The sequence below is a fragment of the Dyella sp. AD56 genome, assembly GCF_002878475.1.
Lineage (GTDB): Bacteria > Pseudomonadota > Gammaproteobacteria > Xanthomonadales > Rhodanobacteraceae > Dyella.
The window spans coordinates 43,370-62,311 of the sequence record NZ_NRDP01000027.1; the positions used below are offsets into that span (position 1 = coordinate 43,370).

At 63.6% G+C, this 18,942-nt stretch carries 20 protein-coding genes and 1 pseudogene; 6 read left to right on the top strand and 15 right to left on the bottom strand.

The window, feature by feature from the left end:
• Nucleotides 1–27: 27 nt before the first annotated feature.
• From holB to DyAD56_RS18055, 12 genes are all read right to left on the bottom strand, one after another.
• Nucleotides 28–963, bottom strand: a complete 936-nt coding sequence (gene holB, locus DyAD56_RS18000; RefSeq protein WP_102304185.1) for a DNA polymerase III subunit delta' — start codon at nt 961–963, stop codon at nt 28–30.
• Nucleotides 960–1,592 carry a dTMP kinase gene (tmk, locus tag DyAD56_RS18005; protein ID WP_199179032.1) on the bottom strand — a complete coding sequence of 211 codons (633 nt, stop codon included), beginning with the start codon at nt 1,590–1,592 and terminating at the stop codon, nt 960–962. The genes holB and tmk overlap by 4 nt, the downstream gene beginning before the upstream one ends.
• Nucleotides 1,589–2,626 carry an endolytic transglycosylase MltG gene (mltG, locus tag DyAD56_RS18010; protein WP_102304188.1) on the bottom strand — a complete coding sequence of 346 codons (1,038 nt, stop codon included), beginning with the start codon at nt 2,624–2,626 and terminating at the stop codon, nt 1,589–1,591. The genes tmk and mltG overlap by 4 nt, the downstream gene beginning before the upstream one ends.
• Entirely contained in the window at nt 2,623–3,447 is an 825-nt protein-coding gene (gene pabC, locus DyAD56_RS18015; RefSeq protein WP_102304312.1) for an aminodeoxychorismate lyase, read from the bottom strand. The genes mltG and pabC overlap by 4 nt, the downstream gene beginning before the upstream one ends.
• Complete coding sequence (locus tag DyAD56_RS18020) at nt 3,447–4,799, bottom strand: aminodeoxychorismate synthase component I (protein WP_102304190.1); 1,353 nt, start codon at nt 4,797–4,799, stop codon at nt 3,447–3,449. The genes pabC and DyAD56_RS18020 overlap by 1 nt, the downstream gene beginning before the upstream one ends.
• The gene (gene fabF / locus DyAD56_RS18025) at nt 4,796–6,034 is read right to left on the bottom strand and encodes a beta-ketoacyl-ACP synthase II (RefSeq protein WP_102304191.1); all 1,239 of its coding nucleotides are present in this window, start codon (nt 6,032–6,034) and stop codon (nt 4,796–4,798) included. The genes DyAD56_RS18020 and fabF overlap by 4 nt, the downstream gene beginning before the upstream one ends.
• A gap of 212 nt (nt 6,035–6,246) precedes the next feature.
• Nucleotides 6,247–6,486, bottom strand: coding sequence for an acyl carrier protein (gene acpP, locus DyAD56_RS18030; RefSeq protein WP_019466215.1), 240 nt, complete (start codon nt 6,484–6,486; stop codon nt 6,247–6,249).
• A gap of 299 nt (nt 6,487–6,785) precedes the next feature.
• Entirely contained in the window at nt 6,786–7,529 is a 744-nt protein-coding gene (fabG, locus tag DyAD56_RS18035) for a 3-oxoacyl-ACP reductase FabG (RefSeq protein ID WP_102304193.1), read from the bottom strand.
• Between the two features lie 64 nt (nt 7,530–7,593).
• Nucleotides 7,594–8,541 carry an ACP S-malonyltransferase gene (fabD, locus tag DyAD56_RS18040; RefSeq protein ID WP_102304195.1) on the bottom strand — a complete coding sequence of 316 codons (948 nt, stop codon included), beginning with the start codon at nt 8,539–8,541 and terminating at the stop codon, nt 7,594–7,596.
• A gap of 376 nt (nt 8,542–8,917) precedes the next feature.
• Complete coding sequence (locus DyAD56_RS18045) at nt 8,918–9,892, bottom strand: beta-ketoacyl-ACP synthase III (protein ID WP_102304196.1); 975 nt, start codon at nt 9,890–9,892, stop codon at nt 8,918–8,920.
• 150 nt (nt 9,893–10,042) lie between these two features.
• Nucleotides 10,043–10,237, bottom strand: a complete 195-nt coding sequence (gene rpmF, locus DyAD56_RS18050) for a 50S ribosomal protein L32 (RefSeq protein ID WP_019466219.1) — start codon at nt 10,235–10,237, stop codon at nt 10,043–10,045.
• 18 nt (nt 10,238–10,255) lie between these two features.
• Nucleotides 10,256–10,735, bottom strand: coding sequence for a YceD family protein (locus DyAD56_RS18055; RefSeq protein ID WP_102304313.1), 480 nt, complete (start codon nt 10,733–10,735; stop codon nt 10,256–10,258).
• Nucleotides 10,736–10,908: 173 nt separating this feature from the next.
• Between DyAD56_RS18055 and DyAD56_RS18060 the strand changes: the two genes are divergently transcribed.
• Both DyAD56_RS18060 and DyAD56_RS18065 read left to right on the top strand, forming a co-directional pair.
• On the top strand, nt 10,909–11,364 hold the full coding sequence (locus DyAD56_RS18060; RefSeq protein WP_102304198.1) for a hypothetical protein: 456 nt from the start codon (nt 10,909–10,911) through the stop codon (nt 11,362–11,364).
• The gene (locus DyAD56_RS18065; protein ID WP_102304200.1) at nt 11,361–11,945 is read left to right on the top strand and encodes a Maf family nucleotide pyrophosphatase; all 585 of its coding nucleotides are present in this window, start codon (nt 11,361–11,363) and stop codon (nt 11,943–11,945) included. Before DyAD56_RS18060 ends, DyAD56_RS18065 begins: the two co-directional genes overlap by 4 nt.
• 6 nt (nt 11,946–11,951) lie before the next feature.
• Here DyAD56_RS18065 and DyAD56_RS18070 read toward each other — a convergent pair whose 3' ends face one another.
• A complete protein-coding gene (locus DyAD56_RS18070; RefSeq protein ID WP_102304201.1) occupies nt 11,952–13,544 on the bottom strand; it encodes a glycosyltransferase family 39 protein in 1,593 nt (530 codons plus the stop codon).
• Nucleotides 13,545–13,585: 41 nt separating this feature from the next.
• Here DyAD56_RS18070 and DyAD56_RS18075 point away from each other — a divergent pair.
• The 4 genes and pseudogenes from DyAD56_RS18075 (at nt 13,586) to DyAD56_RS18090 (ending at nt 18,108) form a co-directional block, all read left to right on the top strand.
• A pseudogene (locus tag DyAD56_RS18075) lies at nt 13,586–14,526 on the top strand (MoxR family ATPase).
• 380 nt (nt 14,527–14,906) lie between these two features.
• Nucleotides 14,907–15,482, top strand: a complete 576-nt coding sequence (locus DyAD56_RS24340) for a DUF58 domain-containing protein (protein ID WP_233202621.1) — start codon at nt 14,907–14,909, stop codon at nt 15,480–15,482.
• Nucleotides 15,479–17,458, top strand: a complete 1,980-nt coding sequence (locus DyAD56_RS18085) for a DUF3488 and transglutaminase-like domain-containing protein (protein WP_343125311.1) — start codon at nt 15,479–15,481, stop codon at nt 17,456–17,458. The genes DyAD56_RS24340 and DyAD56_RS18085 overlap by 4 nt, the downstream gene beginning before the upstream one ends.
• A 50-nt stretch (nt 17,459–17,508) precedes the next feature.
• On the top strand, nt 17,509–18,108 hold the full coding sequence (locus DyAD56_RS18090; RefSeq protein WP_102304204.1) for a Slp family lipoprotein: 600 nt from the start codon (nt 17,509–17,511) through the stop codon (nt 18,106–18,108).
• Between the two features lie 64 nt (nt 18,109–18,172).
• Here DyAD56_RS18090 and DyAD56_RS18095 read toward each other — a convergent pair whose 3' ends face one another.
• Together DyAD56_RS18095 and DyAD56_RS18100 are read right to left on the bottom strand one after the other, a co-directional pair.
• Complete coding sequence (locus tag DyAD56_RS18095) at nt 18,173–18,517, bottom strand: histidine triad nucleotide-binding protein (protein WP_102304206.1); 345 nt, start codon at nt 18,515–18,517, stop codon at nt 18,173–18,175.
• 17 nt (nt 18,518–18,534) lie between these two features.
• Nucleotides 18,535–18,942 carry a GNAT family N-acetyltransferase gene (locus DyAD56_RS18100; RefSeq protein WP_102304207.1) on the bottom strand — a complete coding sequence of 136 codons (408 nt, stop codon included), beginning with the start codon at nt 18,940–18,942 and terminating at the stop codon, nt 18,535–18,537.

The window sequence follows — 18,942 nt, forward strand, 5'->3', positions numbered from 1 at the left end:
ATGTGACAGTGGGGCGTCAAAGCCCGCTTAATGCCAACGGGCAAGCAACTCCAGCAACAGCAAGTCGCCTCGCAACGGACCACGCAAGGAATCGCGTGTACGGTTCGCCGCCATGTACCACTGATCCAGCCCTTCGGCGTCGAGCTGGCTGACCAACGGCCCCTGCCCCGCCGCGGCGCGCGCCTTCATCTCGTCTGCGGCCGCCTGTGCGGCAAACCAGAGCCGCTGCTCCGGCTCGTTGTCGAGCCAGCGCTTGGCCACTTCCATCGCCTCACCCCGCCCTGCCGCCAGCGCGCCGAGATCCTTGCGCACCTCCTGTCGGCGGACGAGCGCGCCCTGCTCTACCCAGGCATGCGCCAGCCCCGGATTGCCGCCAGCAGCGTCGAGCGCAGCAGCTCCATCCTTGACACCGTGCTGCTGCAACCAGGACAAAGCTTCTTCACGCGGAGGCAAGTGGAACTCGATGCGCTGGCAACGGCTGCGGATGGTCTGCGGCAAACGCCATGGCGCATCGGCTACCAGCAGCAGCAGAGTCTGCTGCGAAGGCTCTTCCAGCGTCTTGAGCAAGGCGTTGGCGGCAGCTGCATTCATGGCGTCAGCCGGATCAATGCAGACGATCTGCCATCCGCCGAACTGACTCGCCATGGCCAGGCGCGCCGACAACTCACGGACCTGGTCGACCACGATCTCGCTACGCTGCACGCCATCCTTGCGCAAACCGAAACTCAGCACGGCGAAATCCGGATGCGTCCCTGCCGCGAACAAAAGGCAGCTGCGGCACTGGCGGCAGGGTTCGCCGTCCTGCGGTCGCTGGCACAAGAGACCTTCGGCGAAGCGGCGCATGAAATCCCGCTTACCCAGGCCCTCCGGGCCGCACAGCAACAGTGCGTGAGGCATGGCATCGCGCGCACGACGAGCCTGCAATCGGGCCCAGTGCTCGGCGTGCCAAGGCATGGCGCTCATGCGACGGCTCCAAACAGATGGCGGGTGGCATCGATCGCCGCCGCCAGTACTTCAGGTGGCGTCAGCGAGGCATCGATAATGCGAAAACGCGCCGGTTCCGCCGCGGCCCGCCCACGATAAGCCGAACGCACGCGCTCGAAGAAATTGTCGCCTTCCACCTCAATGCGATCCGCCGCGCCGCGCCCGGCCGCACGCGCGCGCCCCGTTGCCACCGGCAGATCGAGCAACAAGGTCAGGTCAGGTGTCAATCCGTGCGTAGCCCATTGCTCCAGCAACGCAATGCGCTCTGTCGGCACACCGCGGCCACCGCCTTGATAGGCATAGCTGGCGTCGGTGAAGCGATCGCACAGCACCCATCGCCCTGCGGCAAGTGCTGGCTCGATGCACTCACGCACCAGTTGCGCGCGCGAGGCGAACATCAGCAGCAATTCGGATTCCGCGCTCATGTCGCGATGCGCGGGATCGAGCACGATCGCCCGCACCGCCTCGCCTAGCGGCGTACCGCCCGGCTCGCGCGTCTGCACGAGGTCCACGCCCTGGGCCAGCAGATGCTTCTGCAAGCCAGCGAGCAGTGTGCTCTTGCCGGCGCCTTCGCCGCCTTCAAGCGTAATGAGTTTGCCTCGTTTCATTGACAACGCTTCAACTGATAGCAGGCGACATTGCGATTGTGCTCGTCCAGCGTACTGGAGAACACATGGGTACCGTCGCCACGCGCGACGAAATAAAGCTCTGTGCCCGACGCCGGGTGCAAGGCAGCCAGGAGTGCAGGCTTGCCCGGCATGGCGATTGGCGTGGGCGGCAGGCCCTGACGGGTATAGGTGTTGTACGGCGTATCCGTGGTGAGATCGGACTTGTGGATGTTGCCGGCGTACGCATCACCCATGCCGTAGATCACCGTGGGGTCTGTCTGCAGCAACATGTGGGTTTGGAGGCGACGAATGAACACGCCGGCAATGCGTGGTCGCTCGTCCGCGCGCCCGGTTTCCTTTTCCACGATCGACGCGAGGATCAGTGCATCGTAAGGCGTCGCCAGCGGCAAGTCCTTGTCGCGCTGAACCCACAGCGTGTCGAGCATCTTCTTCATCGCGGCGTGCGCGCGGCGCAGGATGTCAAGATCGCTGTCGCCTTTCACGTAGGCATAGGTTTCGGGAAGGAATTGCCCTTCGGGCATCTCGCCCGGCGCACCGATCTTCGCCATCAGGTCCGTGTCGTCAAGCGCCACGCCATCCTGTCGGAGCTTGTCGGCCTTGGCCAGCGCCTGGCGCACATCGTGGAAATTCCAGCCGTCCACGATGGTGAAGTTGCGCTGCACGACCTTGCCCGCCGCCATGTTGAGCAACAGGTCGCGTGGCGTCATGCCGCTGGTCAAGGCATATTCGCCCGCATGCAGGCGGCCCGCGACACGCAGTTGCTCGGCCAGCAGGCGCCAGTACAGCGGCCCAGTATTTGTCACATGCTGCTGGTGCAGCAGGCCGACCACGTCACGCAGGTTACTACCCTTGGCTACGTCGATGCTTGGGGCTTGCGCCGACACCGCCAAAGGTTTGCCAGCGAATCGCTGGTAGTCCATCCAACCGTAGACGAGGCCGCCGGCCACCGCCAGCAATACCAACACGATCAGAACACGCCAGAACGCCCGCCCCTGCATCTTGTATCGACTCATGCCTGCTCCATCGGAAAGCCCAGGTCGCGCCAATGCTGCTGCAAGGCGCGGGTCACCGGGCCGGGACCATACACGGTATCGCCCACGGCCTGAACAGGCAGAATGCCCCGGACGCTCGAACTGAGGAAGACTTCGCTCGCCTGCGCCAGCTCCTCAGGACGCATGGCCATGACACGTGCCGCCGGCCTAGCCGCCAGGACTTCGGCCCGGGCCACGCCGGCGACGCCGCAGCGATCCAGTATCGGCGTCATGAGCTCACCATCCAGCACGGCGAACAGGTTGGTCATGGTGCCGGAAATCACGTATCCGTCGATATCACACATCAGGCCTTCACCCACCGAGGGATCTAACCATTCGGCACGTGCCAGCACCTGCTCCAATCGATTGAGATGCTTCAAACCCGCAAGCAACGGCTGCAGGCCGAGTCGCGTTTCACACCAGCGCGCACGCACTCCGGAAGCGTAAACATCACCGCTCATCGGTGGCGCCTCGAATCCGGCCACGATGCGGGTTGCCACGGGCGACGGCGGCGGTGCATAGCCACGCTCGCCCATGCCACGCGTAACACTGATCCGCACCACCGCGTGATCCATGCCCGAGGCAACGACCGCCGACTCGTTCGACAACGTCGCGACATCCGGCGGTGGCAACTGCAACCGGCGGCAACCGTCGCGCAGGCGCGCCATGTGCCGCGTCCACAGTGGTGCCACGCCATGCACAAAACGAATCGTTTCAAACAGGCCATCCCCATAGGACAACCCACGATCGAACACGGAAACCGTCGCCGCCGACACGCCATTGACCAGCACGCGGCCAGCCATCACCCCTGCACCCCCAGCGCGCGAAGCAAGCCACGTGCCTTGGCATGCGTTTCGTCCAGCTCCTTCTCCGCCACGGAGTCGGCGACGATGCCGGCGCCTGCACGCAAGGTAACGTCCGAGCCCATCAGCGCGAAGGTGCGAATGAGGATGTTCAGATCAAGATCGCCACTGCGATCCAGATAACCCATCGCCCCTGTATATGCGCCACGCGGCGCGTGCTCCAGCGCTGCGATAATCTCCATGCAGCGCACCTTGGGACATCCGGTGATGGTGCCGCCGGGGAACGTGGCGGCGATGACCTCGCCCGGCGTCACATCATCACGCAGGCGACCGCGCACGTTCGAAACGATGTGATGCACGTGCGCGTAGCTCTCGACCACCATCAGCTCGTTGACCTCGACCGTCCCTGGCACGCAGACACGCCCGAGGTCGTTGCGCTCCAGATCAATCAGCATGACGTGCTCGGCCCGTTCCTTCGGGTGCGTGCTGAGTTCGCGGATGCGCGCGACATCATCGTCGCCCGGTGTACGCGGACGCGTGCCCGCGATCGGGCGGGTCTGCGCAAGGCTGCCACGCACTTCCACCAAGCGTTCCGGGGATGAGCTAACCACCGCCCATTCCGGCTGCTGGAACAGGCCGGCGAACGGCGCGGGATTGGCTTGCCGCAGCGACTGGTACAGCTGCGCCGGAGCCGGTGGCGTCGAATAATGCGCACGCCATGCCCGCGAGAGATTCACCTGGAAGATATCGCCGGCATGCAGATGTTCATGAATGCGAGCCACGCCATCGAGGAACAACGCGGGATCGTCTTCTCCGCAGCCGTCCGGCGCGGGTAAGGCGGGCACCTCAAGCGGTACGTCGAGGTCCGCCTCCAGCGCATCGAGCAAATCACCATGCTCTGTCTCGGCGACCAGCACTGTGCATCCGCGGGCATGGTCAACGATCACTGCCGCCGGACAACGCAATGCCATCGCGATAGGCAGCGGATCAGATGGACGAAGACGCAGGCGCGTCTCGATCTCGCCGACCAGCTCATAAGCCAGCAGCAACAGCCACCCGCCGTGGAACGGAAGATCACTTGAGGCATCGCGAGGCAGACGCTCTGCACGCCAAGCGTCGTCGAGCGCATCCAGAAAGCGGCCTTGCCGTGGGAATCCCTGCCCGTCCACAAGCTGGCCATCGGCAAGCAGGGTCAGCGATTCCTGAGGGTACGCAAACAGGATGTCGTAACGCGACTGCGGTGTGCCATGGGTCACGCTCTGAAGCAGTCCCGGATAGCGCTCCGGAAATGCAGCGGCCGGCGCGAGCAGATCGCGCCGGCCGTGCAGGGTACGTCGATGGAACGAGGTCACACCCGACGGAATGCGAGCGTACCGTTGGTGCCGCCAAAGCCGAACGAGTTGGAGATGGCCACGTCGAACTTGGCTTCACGCGCGGTGTGCGGCACGAAGTCGAGGTCGCAGCCTTCGCCCGGCTCGTCAAGGTTGATGGTCGGCGGCATCACCTGGTCGCGCAAGGCGAGGATGGTGAAGATGGCTTCCACACCACCGGCAGCACCCAGCAGGTGACCCGTGGCCGACTTGGTCGAGCTCATCGCCAACTTGTAGGCGTGGTCGCCGAAAACGCGTTTGGCGGCCAGCACTTCGCCCAGGTCACCCAGCGGCGTCGAAGTACCGTGCGCGTTGACGTACTGCACGTCGGTCGGGTTGAGGTGACCGTCTTTCAGTGCCGTGTCCATGCTGCGCGCCGCACCCTCACCACCCTCGCTGGGTGCGGTGATGTGGAACGCGTCGCCGCTCATACCAAAGCCCACCAGTTCGGCGTAGATCTTCGCGCCACGTGCCTTGGCATGTTCATACTCTTCCAGCACCAGCACACCGGCACCGTCGGACAGCACGAAGCCATCACGATCCTTGTCCCACGGACGACTGGCCTTGGTCGGTTCGTTGTTGCGGGTGGACATGGCTTTGGCCGAGCAGAAGCCCGCCATCGCCGTACCGGTGGTGGCGAACTCGGCGCCACCGGCAATCATCACATCGGCATCGCCGTACTGAATCATGCGCGCAGCCAGGCCGATGTTGTGCGTACCCGTGGTGCACGCGGTCACGCAGGCGATGTTCGGACCCTTCAGGCCGTTCATGATCGACAGGTGGCCGGAGACCATGTTGATGATCGACGACGGCACGAAGAACGGCGACACGCGACGCGGCCCCTTGTCGTGCAGTTCGATCGAGGTGTGCTCGATGGTATGCAAGCCGCCGATGCCGGCAGCCACTGCCACGCCGATGCGCGGCGCGTTCGCTTCCGTCACTTCCAGGCCGGAATCACGCAGGGCTTGCGTGCCCGCGGCGATGCCGTAATGGATGAACGGGTCCATCTTCTTGATCTCTTTCGGGGCAATCCACGCCGCCGGATCGAAATCACGTACCTGGCCGGCAATGCGCGTGGCATAGGCGGTGGCGTCGAAATGGGTAACCTCGCCGATGCCGCTGACGCCCTTGAGGATGTTGCCCCAGGCAGTCGCGATATCGTTGCCGACCGGCGAAATAATGCCGAGGCCGGTTACAACCACACGTCGTTTGCTCATGCTGATCTTCCCTCGTGTTTCCGTGGCACTGTCGCTGGCGACAGGCGGTCTGCGTATCCCGCGGCCACGTCATCCGGACCGCGCGGCACGCCGTGCGCACCATACGGGATCGGACGTTGCAAAATGCAGAAACGAAAACTGCGCCAATGTGGCGCAGCTTCCGGTATCGCTATGGACTGACACATCAGTGGACGTGTCCGCCGCAGGAGCGATCACTCCTTGGTGTGGGCCTTGATGTAATCAACAGCCTGCTGCACCGTGGTGATCTTCTCGGCTTCTTCGTCCGGAATTTCGGTCTCGAATTCTTCCTCGAGAGCCATCACCAGTTCGACGGTGTCCAGCGAATCAGCGCCCAGATCGTCCACGAACGAAGCGTTCGCCGTGACTTCCTCTTCCTTCACGCCCAGCTGCTCGATGACGATTTTCTTGACGCGCTCTTCGATGGTGCTCATGTTGCCAATACCTCCCAAGGAGTAGTTACCTGTCAATACCGGCCAGTGGCCGGCATATCGCCGGCGGATTGTAGTGGCTAAGCCTCAAGGCCGCCATGATCCACCAGCTATCGTTAAACGCAGGCCACGGGGCCGGCGCGAAAGAAGCAATTGTCGCCTAAAACGATGGAGCTTGCGACAACTCCTTGTTAAGCCGGCCCGTGCCGGTGCACCGGACAGCCCTCCAGCGATACTGGGAGCGGCCTGGCGTTTCAAACAATGAAGGACGGGAGAAGGGTTTGGCGCCCTTTCTTCACGCCTTACGGCATGTACATGCCGCCGTTGACATGCAGGGTCTCGCCCGTGATGTAAGCGGCAGACGGGGTCGCCAGGAAGGCCACAGCCTTCGCGATATCGGACGCCTGACCCAAATGACCCAGGGCGATCTGGCCCAGCAGGGCCTGACGTGCATCTTCCGGCAGTGCACGCGTCATATCGGTATCGATGAAGCCCGGCGCCACCACATTCACGGTGATGCCTCGCGAACCAATCTCGCGCGCCAGCGACTTGGAGAACGCAATGATGCCGGCCTTGGCGGCTGCGTAGTTGGCCTGGCCAGGGTTGCCGGTGACGCCGACGACGGAGGCGATCGAAATGATGCGCCCCTTGCGCGCCTTCATCATGCCGCGCATGACCGCCTTGGAGGCGCGATACACGGACGTGAGGTTGGTATCAAGAATGGCCTGCCAATCTTCATCGCGCATGCGCATCAGGAGCTGGTCACGCGTGATGCCGGCGTTGTTGACCAAGATCGACACCGGGCCGAATTCCTTGGCGATGCCGTCAATCAGGGTCTCGATGGCGCCGCCTTCGGTCACGTTGAGCACGCGGCCATGACCACCGTGCGCAGCAAGACGCTCGCCAATCGCCGCAGCACCGCTTTCGCTGGTGGCGGTGCCAATAACGGTGGCGCCGAGTTCGGCCAACTCGTTGGCAATGGCGGCGCCGATACCGCGGCTGGCGCCCGTGACGAGGGCGATTTCACCTTGCAGAGTCTTGCTCATGTGTCATTTCCCTTTGGATGGCTGGACGTCAATCGGTCCAATCCGCTTGAATTCGTTTGACGCCTTACGCCCATTCAGCGCGGGCGGCATCCAACTCCACCGGCGTGCCGATGGCTCGAGCCTCGACGCTCTTATCGATGCGCTTGATGAGGCCGGCGAGTACCTTGCCCGGACCAGCTTCGGCCACGCGCGTCGCACCGCCTGCGACCAATGCCTGCACGCACTCCGTCCAACGCACCGGCAGATACAGCTGGCGCTGCAGTGCGCCGCGAATATCCTCCAGCGTGCCGTGGCTGCGTGCGTCGGCGTTCTGCACAACAGGGATTGCCGGCAACGACCACTGGATGGAAGCCATGCGCTCACCCAGGCGATCTGCCGCATCGCGCATCAGCGCGCAGTGCGAAGGTACGGAGACAGCCAGCTTGATGGCCTTCTTCACACCTTGCTCTGCCAGCTTGGCAAGCGCGCGATCCACCGCTTCGGCGTTGCCCGCGATGACGAGCTGACCCGGCGAATTGAAGTTGGCGGGCGACACCACCTGCCCCTGCGCCACTTCTTCGCACACGGCAGCGATCTGTGCGTCATCGCCACCCAGGATGGCAGCCATGGCGCCCACTCCCGGCGGCACGGCTGCCTGCATCAGACGACCACGCTCAGCCACCAGCGCGGCCGCATCATGCAGAGACAAGGCGCCAGCGCACACCAGTGCGCTGTATTCACCGAGACTATGGCCAGACATCTGCGCCGGCTGCGAACCACCCAACTTCTGCCACACACGCCACACAGCCACGCTACTCGCCAGCAACGCTGGCTGCGTGTTTTCCGTGCGATTGAGCTCTTCTTCAGGCCCCTGCTGGCTGAGCGCCCACAGGTCAATGCCAGCGCCCTGCGACGCTTCGTCAAACGTGGCCTTCACTTCCGGATGCACGCCGGCCAGCTCGGCCAACATGCCAACGGATTGCGACCCCTGGCCCGGGAAAACGAAAGCGAGGTTAGCGGCGATCTGGGTCATGGATGAGTGAATGTCCGAAAACTAAAAACGGAATGGTGCCAGCATTGCGCGCCATACGCAGCTGTATTCGCTCCAATATGGGGTCGCATCGGGTTGCCAGGCTTGCGAGCACCCTGTTTTCACTCGTCATTCCGGCGTACCCCACAACAGGGGGCAGGCCCCGCAAAAGGGGGCAAGCCCCGCAAAAGGAGCCAAGGGCCGGAGGGGCTTCACAACAGCAAAGCTATCCAGCCACGGTAAGGCACGGCCATCACGACAACTCAGCGGCACGACCACTGAATTCCGGCCCATACCCCCTTACTCGGGTGCGCCGGAATGACGAGCAAAAAAATGCCGCCTTGTATGGCGGCATTTCTCAACATGCGTTGCTCTGAGATCAGTAACGCAGCAGCGCCGACGCCCAGGTAAAGCCGCCACCAAAGGCTTCCAGCAGCAGGTTCTGGCCGCGCTGCACCTTGCCCGTACGAACGGCGTAATCCAGTGCCAGCGGCACCGAACCGGACGAGGTGTTGGCATGCTCCTGTACGGTCACGATGACCTGCTCCATCGGCATATTCAGGCGCTTCGCCGTCGCCTCAATGATGCGCAGGTTCGCTTGGTGCGGAATCAGCCAGTCGATCTGCGAGGCCTCCATACCAGCTGCCTGCAGCGTCTCGTCAACCAGCGAGTCCAGCGTCTTCACCGCAACCTTGAACACTTCACGACCGGCCATGTTGATGCGCACGCCGTGATTCGGCTCGTCCGTGAAACCCGCCGACACGCCGACCGGGTTGTACAACAAGTGCTTGAAGCCGCCATCAGCGTGCAACAGCGTCGCGTAGATGCCCGGCTCTTCCGAGGCCTCCAGCACCACAGCGCCCGCGCCGTCGCCGAACAACACGCAGGTCTCGCGCTCGCTCCAATCGACCATGCGGGTCAGCGTTTCCGCACCGATCACCAGCACCTTTTTGGACTGGCCGCTGCGGATGAACTTATCGGCGATGCCCAAGGCATAAACGAAGCCCGAGCAAGCTGCATTGACGTCGAATGCCGCGCAGCCATTGGCGCCCAGGCGATGCTGAACGAGGCAAGCGGTGGACGGGAAAATGATGTCCGGCGTAGTCGTGCCCAGCACGATCAGGTCAAGCTCGGATGCCTTGACGCCGGCGGCCTCAAGGGCGCGCTCCGCGGCTTCGGTGGCGAGATCGCCGGTGGTCTGGCCATCAGCGGCAATGTGGCGGCGCTGAATGCCGGTACGGGAGCGAATCCATTCGTCACTGGTCTCGACGATCTTCTCAAGATCGGCGTTGGTCACCACTCGCTCGGGCAGCGCGCTGCCGGTGCCAGTGATGCGGGCATAGATCTGGGCCATTAACTTTCCATGCGACGGGTTGGGATGGAACAGCCCTAATAAAAGGCCTGAACCGGCTTCCAAACCGCCAACGTTACGTGGGTGATCGCACAAACGCAAAGCGGCGCGAAATCGCGCCGCCATGCGAAACCGTATCCCTTGCGGGAACGATCAATCCTCTTCGACCACCGAGGTATTGGTGTCGATGACTTTCTTACCGCGGTAGTAGCCATCCTTGGTGACGTGATGGCGCAGATGCACCTCGCCACTGGTCGGATCGGTGGCCAGCTGCACGGTCTTCAGCGCATCGTGCGAACGACGCATGCCGCGGGTGGACGGGGTCTTGCGGCTCTTGGCAACGGCCATGGCGAGTCTCCAGCTAAATCAATGTTTCTTGAGTTCGCGCAAAACCGCGAACGGGTTATCGGGACGCCCCTCACTGGAGGATTCCTCCGGCTCGGGACCTACTACTTCTTCAGGCAGCGTGCTGTCCGGATTGATCGGGATCAGCGGCAAAGCCAACAACAATTCGTCTTCGATGACGTCCAGCAAACTCAGCTTGGCGTCGTCAGCGACCAGCAACGGCTCGACATCCGGCGGCAGGGCCGCCTCTTCGCGCTCGGAGCGGATCAACCCGAGTCGGCTATTGACCGTCACAGGCAGTACAAACGGCTCCAAGGAGCGCTGGCAAGTCAGCGTGAGCGGAACCTGGACACGGACATCGAGGTACGCCGTACCAAACTCGTCCCGACCAAAATCCAGCTCGTATTGCGCCATCCCTTCCATAACGGCCAGGGCACCGCCCAGCCGCTTCATAGCGGCCACGGGCAATTCCCCTTGGAACGAACGCCGCGCCGAGACCATGCGCCAAGCGTCCACGGACTCTGGCAGTGTCACGGACATAGACATGAAATCATAGGATTACAACGTGTTGAAGTCAACGGGTTAGCAACGCTGCGACCACCCTGGTCCGCCATTTTGCCTGAACGACCTCGGTACGGCAGACTTTGGCCATTCTTTTTGCGAGCCCGCCCTCCGTGAATGCCTACCTGATCCTTGGCCTTACCGCCTTGGCAGTCCTTGCGGCGGCCCTGGTCGGCGCAACTGTCGCCTATCGGCGACGCGCCGATCGCCGGGCTATCAGCCTCCATCAACTACTGGAACTGGCCGACAAGCTGGAGGGCGACCTCAAGACCTGCCGAGCCGGGCTCCAGCAGGCTTATGCGGTGATGTCACTCAATCCGGACCTCCCCGCCAGCAGCGAGCAGGAGGCCCGGCACGCGATCGATGCAGGCCTGCGCTCTCTGTTGCTGCAGCGCATATGGATCCGCGACAAGGCGCCACGGGCAGCCCAAAAGGAACTGGATGATGCGGTCTCGTCCATGAATGATACACGAGACCGGCTCCGCCCGTTGCTGGCAGCCCTGGACCGTGCCCAGCACGATCTGGACAGCGCCATGCGCGAGCACCTGCGACGGGAACACGACGCATGAGCCTTCCTATCCTGGTCCTGGGCTCTACCTCGCGCTACCGAGCCGAGCTGCTTCGCCGTGTCTATGGCGACTTCGAACAGCGGGCGCCGGGCACCGACGAAACCCCGCTTCCCCACGAAACACCAAGCGATCGCGCCCTGCGTCTGGCCATTGCAAAGGCCCGCGCAGCGGCCGAGGGCCTGGATGACGCCCTAGTTATCGGCTCTGATCAAGTCGCCGAACTGGCCGGCACAGTGCTCGACAAGCCTGGAACGCGGGAGCGTGCCCATGCGCAGTTGACTGCAAGCTCCGGTCGCGAAGTGCACTTCCATACGGCGCTGTGCTTGCATGACACCCGCACCGGCCAGGATCGCGTGCATGTCGACCATACCGTGGTCATGTTCCGCAGCCTGAGCACGGAGGAGATCGACCGCTATATCGAAAGGGAACAGCCACTGGATTGCGCCGGCAGCTTCAAGTGCGAGGGTTTGGGCATCGCCTTGTTCGAGCGGATCAACAACGAGGATCCTTCTGCGCTGATCGGCCTACCGCTGATCGCACTCACCCGGATGTTGCGCGAAGCAGGCATCGCCCTGCCCTGATCCACCTCAACGCGCAGCTTCCGCTTCCGCAGCGCGGCGCCAGACCAGGCAATCATCGCTTCCGTCCGTAAACGGCGCGACCTTGGGCACTTGCCCTGCATAGAACGCAATGCGCCGACCGCCGTCGAACAGGTCCAGCCGTGCCGATGGCGTGACGGCGTCAATGCGACTGCATAGCGAGCCAAGCCAGTTCCTGCGTTCATGCACGCGCAACGCCTTTTCGTCCACGACGAGCAACATCGGTTCGCCGGCATGCTGTTCGCGCAGCGCTGCCTCGTCACGCTGCCAGACGGCCAGTTGCGGCGCACGGCCGTGCTTGACGTTGAGCGGACTGTCCAGCGCATAGACCGCCACACTGCCATCCAATTGAAAATCGATCTCGGCGGCGAGCATGAAATTATCCGCCACGAGTACGCTGGGATGCTCGACGAGCAACCGCCGCGCCATGTCGCCGCTCTCACGCCAGCCGACGAAGCGCGCGGGAAATGCTTTGAAACCGGCGAGCACACGTGCACCGCCGTCACTGGCAGCCAATCCCAGATATGCGAGGCCAAGCACTTGGCCTGCCACGGCGAGTACGAAAGCAGCCACCAACCAGCCACGGCGCCACGGCATTCGCTCGCGCACCAGCACCGGAAGTGCCGCCAGCAGCGGTAGATATCCTGGCAAAGGCCAGTGCGCGCGAAACCGCAGATCGTCCGCGAACAAACCAAGGACGAAGTAGCCAACAATGAAACTGCCGGAGACGATGGCGATCAGATCCCACGGCTGCCCTTGCTCGCGGCGGCACCAACTGCGCCACGCTGCCCAGAGCAACAGCGCATACAGCAAGGGCGTGCACGCCACGGCCTGCTCCAACGGCTGCACCAGCGCATCGGCGTGAAAACGCCACGGATTGCGGTCTACTACCTGGAACAGGACGCCTGCACCATGTTGCTGCCAGTTGGAAACCACCAGCGGGATCAAGCCCAGTGCCGCCACGCCCAAGGCCAGCCACAGACCAGGACGGCGCCATTGCTTGCGTCCCGGCTTGGCCAACAGGCAAAACAACAACCCTGCAAGCATGACCATCGCGGCGCGATAGTGGGTCAGCCAGCACACTGCCAACGCCAGGCCAAGCAGCAGCCAGTCGACGACACGCTCGCGATCCAGCGCCCGCATCAGCGCCACCAGCGCGCCCATGATCGCTACGGTGAGTGGCACGTCGGGCAACGCCAACACGCCCAAGCTGCCTCCCAGCGGCAGGGCAAGGCAAAGCAGCGCTGCCTGCCAACCCGTGCGCTCGTCGAACGCGTCGCAGGCAAAACTGCGGACCAGCCATGGCAAAGCGCTGCCGACCAAAAGAAAAGGCCAGCGCATACCGAGCACGCTGTGACCCGCCACGCTTTCGCCCAGCCGGATCAGCAGCGCTGTCAGGGGTGGCAGATCGCTGTAGCCCCAAGCGAGATGCCGGCTTTCCTGCCAATAGAACGCTTCGTCACCAAATGGCGACAGGCTGGCGGCAAGCATCAGCTTGGCGACGCCAAGTAGCGCGAAGGCGATCACGAAGATGGCTCGCCAGCGCCAAAGACCCGCGGCTACACTGCGTGTGTCACGCATGCGCCCCGCCTTGCCCCGCCCCTCGCCGATGCCACATGCCCATGTCCGCCATCACTCCGCTGCACGATGAATCGCTACGCACGCGCCTGGAAGCCGCCATGGCCCAGGTCAATCGCGTGTTGTTGGGCAAACCACGCCAGGTCAAATTGGCCTTTGCCTGCCTACTGGCAGGTGGGCACCTTCTGCTGGAGGACGTACCAGGCGTTGGCAAGACCACGCTGGCACACGCTCTGGCCGCCAGCTTCGCACTGGATTTCCAGCGCGTGCAATTCACCAGCGACCTGCTGCCCTCGGACATTATCGGCGTCAGCGTCTACGAGCGCGAGACGGGGCAGTTCCGCTTTCATCCCGGCCCGATCTTCACTGGCCTGCTGCTCGCCGACGAAATCAACCGCGCCACGCCCAAAACACAGAGCGCCCTGCTCGAGTCCATGGCGGAGGGTCAGGTGACGGTGGACGGCCAGACGCACATGCTGTCGCAACCGTTCTTTGTCGTCGCCACGCAGAATCCGCTGGATCTCGCTGGCACGTTCCCCCTGCCCGATTCGCAGCTCGATCGTTTCATGCTGCGCGTCTCGCTCGACTACCCCGATGCTGCCGCCGAACGTGCGCTGCTCACGGGCAGTGATCGACGCGACCTGCTTGCCCAACTCACGCCGCAACTGGATGCAGCCGGACTGGCGGAACTATCGCGCAAAGCGCAGTCCGTCACCGCCAGTTCCGCGCTGCTCGACTACCTGCAGGCCCTGCTGGCGGCAAGCCGTCGCCACGCGGACGTGCGCGTGGGCTTGTCACCGCGCGCAGGCCTGGCCTTGCTCAGCGCCGCGCGTGCTTGGGCGCTGCTGAGCGGCCGCCAACACGTATTGCCGGAAGACATCCAGGCACTCTTTGTCCCCCTGGCCGCGCATCGTCTGGTCACCACGCGCGCGCGAGCGGCGACAGTCTCGCCCGCAGTCTGCTCGCCGACGTCGCGGTGGATTGATGCAAGAAGCGCTTCGCCGCTTCCGGCACTGGGCGGAACGGCGCCTGCCGGCGCTCACACGCTACCGGCGCCCGGAAAGTCTTCCGATCCTGTTGCACCAGCGCCGCATCTACATCGTACCCACGGCCTTCGGCGGCGCATTCACCGTGCTGCTGCTGGTCATGCTGACGGGGGCGCTCAATTACTCCAACAATGCCGCCTTGATGCTGACCTGCATGCTCGGCGCCGCTGCATCAGCGAGCATGTTGGTGGCATTCCGCAGTCTCAACGGATTGCGCTTGACCAACGTGCGGCACGGACACGCGATTGCCGGCGAGCCCATGGTGCTGCAACTGGTCTTCGTTGGCGGAGACCACGCCCACGCGTCCATCCATGTCGAAATGGACGGTCAAATCGAAGCCTTTGCCGTGGCCGCGCAGGGTGAAGTTGTCGTCTCGATGAACCTGCCTACCGAACATCGAGGCTGGCAGCCATTGCCGCGCATCAAGCTCTGGAGCAACTGGCCGCTGGGCCTTTTCCATGCGTGGAGCTGGATCCACCCGAACCAATCCGTCCTGGTGTGGCCGCACCCCGAGACCGGCGGACCACCCCCTGCCATGCCCGCCCAGGGCGGCAAGCAGCAACGGCTGCACCATGGCGAGGACATCGCTGCATTGCGCGCGTACCGCGTAGGCGACCCCCAGCGTCACATCGCCTGGAAACACAGTGCACGTCACGAGAGCCTGCTTGTGAAGGACTTCGAACAACCCGAAGCCCAAGAGGAATGGCTGCTCGACTGGCGGCAACTCTCGCAGTTGGTTCCCGAGATGCGCATCGAACGGCTGGCGCGCTGGCTAGGCGAAGCCGAAGCGGTTGGCCGCCCGACCAGCCTGTGGCTGCCCAGCGAAGATATCAGCCTCGGCCACGGCCGTAGTCACTATGCGCATTGCATGAATGCGCTGGCGCGCCTACCGTGATTCGCTGGCCGTTGTTTCGGCGCAAACCCCAGCCGTCGCTTGAGCAGCGCCCTTTCGACCTGCTCTGCATCACCATCGCCGTGGTGCTCGGCGTGCATGCGCCGCACATTCCCTGGTGGCTGACGCTGCCCCTGGCTGCCACGCTATGGCTGCGTTGGCGGCAACGTCACCAGCGCGTGGGTCACGCGCCGTCCTATCTCAAGCTTCCACTAGTCGCGCTACTGGTGGGCGCCGTAGTGTTTCACTACGACACTCTGTTCGGGCGTGAACCCGGGGCCGCGTTGGTCGCTGGCCTCATGGTGTTGAAGCTGCTGGAAACGGAAACCGCAAGAGACGCCCGCGTCGGTACCGCATTCGCTTGCTTCGCCCTGATGTCTGCTCTGTTGTTCGACCAGAGTCTGGTGGCGACTTTGCTGGTAGCGCTCGGCCTCTTGCCTGCCATCGCTACGCTGCGTGCACTTGAGCCTGCTCACCTCAAATCCACCACGCTGCCACGCGATTTACTGCCTGCCCTGGGCCTTCTGGGCGCGTCCTTGCCGCTAGCGCTGGTCGCATTTCTCTTCTTGCCGCGCCTGAGCTCCCCGCTGTGGGGCGCCCCCAATGCCGCGCAGGCGCGGCCAGGCCTGAGTCCAGATATGTCGCCTGGCAATTTAGGGGAGGTGTTGCTGGATGACAGCCCCGCCATGCGCGTGACTTTCGAAGGCCCGCCGCCGCACAACGAGCAGCGTTACTTCCGCGCCTACGTGCTGGGAAACTACGACGGCCGCACCTGGCGCTCTTTGCCACGCAGAGGTACAGCCGCCGCCGAGCAACACGGCCCTGTCATCCACTACACGATTAGTCTCGAAGCGACGGGTCAGCGTGTATTGCCTGCGCTGGACATCCCTGTCGAGGCGACAACCAACGCGCAGCTCGGACCGGACCGGGAACTGCGCTCCGATCAGCCGGTGAATGACCCCATTACCTATCGGCTCGGCTCGGCCCCCGGCTATCACCTGCAGACGCAGCTAAGCGATCTCGATCGAAGCAACGCCCTGCAATTGCCGGCAGGGTTCGATCCGCGCGCCCACGCGCTCGGCGCACGCTGGCGAGCGCAGTACGGCAGCAACGACACGGCAATCATCCAGGCCGCCATGGGCCTGTTCCACGACGGCGGCTTCAGCTACACGCTGGCCCCAGCCCCGTTGGGCACCAACGCCGTCGATGACTTCCTGTTCGGCACGCACGAAGGGTTTTGCGAGCACTATGCATCGTCTTTCACTGTGCTCATGCGTGCCGCAGGCATTCCAGCGCGAGTGGTGACCGGCTACCAGGGCGGGTACTGGAACACCATGGGCAACTATCTACTCGTACGCCAGGCCGACGCCCATGCATGGAGCGAAGTCTGGCTTCCCCGGCGCGGCTGGGTCCGGCTGGATCCCACCGCTGCCGTGCGCCCCACGCGCATCAGTCAAGGTTCCGGCTCCGCAGCAGCCAATGCCTCGACAGCTGACTGGTCGCCCAATCATTGGTGGCTGGGATGGCGCAATCGGTGGGATATCGTCAACCAGTGGTGGAACCAAGGCGTTATCGGTTTCAACTCGCTTCGGCAACATGGGCTGTTGACGCCGTTCGGAGTGCGCGACCCCAGCGTGGGCATGCTGGGATTGGTGCTCGCTATCGGTGGCTCGCTGCTTGCGATGCTTGGCCTGTGGTGGGCGCTGTGGAAGCGCCCCGACACGGATCAAGCGCGCGCGGCGATGCAGTTGCTGGAGAAGCGGCTGGCTGCGGCAGGCGTAGCCCGCCGACGCAGCGAAGGACCGCAGCATTACCTCAGCCGCGCCGCGCGGGCCCTCCCCAACCAGCGCGCCGAGCTCGAGCAATTGATGAGGACCTATCTAGAACTGCGCTATGCACACGACGAACCGCCCGCTGACCTGCTAAAAAACTTTCGACTGGCCACGCGGGACTTTCGGCCGCGTCGCGTGTTCAAATGACAGTGAACCGTGGATGCATCACATCCACCAAAACGATGGAGAAAAGCGTCATGTCCATGTACAAGCCGTTGATTCTCGCGACCGCAGTGGCCACGCTGGCGGCCTGCGCAACGGTGCCGCAACCGCTGCAGGGCACGTACACCCAGGTCACGTCCGTTTCCGCACAGCAAGAAAGCAACGGAGCAAGCGGTGCCCAAATCCGCTGGGGCGGCCAGATCATCAAGACTGAGCCGGGCCCGCAGGAAACCTGCTTCTACGTGCTCCAGCGTCCGCTGGATGACCAGGCTCGCCCGAAAGAAGGGAGCAGCGACAGCGAAACGCAGGGCCGCTTCGTCGCCTGCCGCGCTGGCTTCTACGACCCGGAAGTATTCACCCGTGGTCGCGACATCACGGTTGTTGGTGTCATCCAGGGCAACGTGTCGGAGAAGATCGGCGATTACAACTACGCCTATCCGCGCGTGGAAGCCAACGTCGTGTATCTGTGGCCCAAGCGCGTCGCCGTGAATTACGGACCCGGTTGGTACGACCCCTACTGGGGCCCGTATTGGGGTCCAGGCTGGGGACCGTGGGGCCCGTGGGGTGGCTGGGGCGCCTGGGGTGGTTATTACCCCACCCGAGTGATCGTCCGCCCGCCGCCCTCGCGCCGCTAACTAGGTATAAAGAAAACGCCGGCTTTCGCCGGCGTTTTTTTATCGCGATCGTGTCGTTCGATGCTCAGCCGGGCGGCCAATGCATCTGACGTCCGGCCAGCAGATGCAGGTGCAGGTGAAACACCGTTTGCCCGCCGTGCTCGTTGCAATTGATCACCGTGCGATAACCCTGATCCGCCAGCCCCTCGCGTCGCGCATAGGCAGCCGCCGCAAGCTGCAACTTGCCGAGCAATTCCGCATCGGCGGTAGTCGCACCGTCGAGCGTAGCGATGGGCTTCTTCGGAACGAACAACACGTGCACCGGCGCCTGCGGATTGAGGTCGCGGAAAGCCAGCACGTCATCGTCTTCGTAAACGATGTCGGCGGGAATTTCCCGTCGGATGATCTTGCCGAAGATGGTGTCGCCCATGACTGATTCCTTAGCCGTTATGTCAGACGCAGCAGCATACCGTGTGCGCCCGGCGCCACGAGTTTGAACCCGAACTTTGCATAGAGCGTGTGAGCAGTGCCATCGGCGATGAGCGCGACCATGGTTCGTGCAGGCGCACGCGCATGCACGTCGTCCATCAAGGCTTGCATGATGCGCCGACCAAGCCCCTTGCCTTGCCACGTCAGTGCCACCGCGATATCCACCACGAACAGGAACAGGCCGCCATCACCCACCACGCGCCCCATGCCGATCAACGCATCGCCAAGGCGTACGCAAACGGCACTCCAACTTGCCGGAAGGCCCATCGCTGCGCCCTGCTCCGACATCACACTCAGGCCCGCCGCCGCACGTAGGCTGCGGTATTCCTCGTTGCCGGGAATCTCGAAGGTGAGAATCGGTTCCAT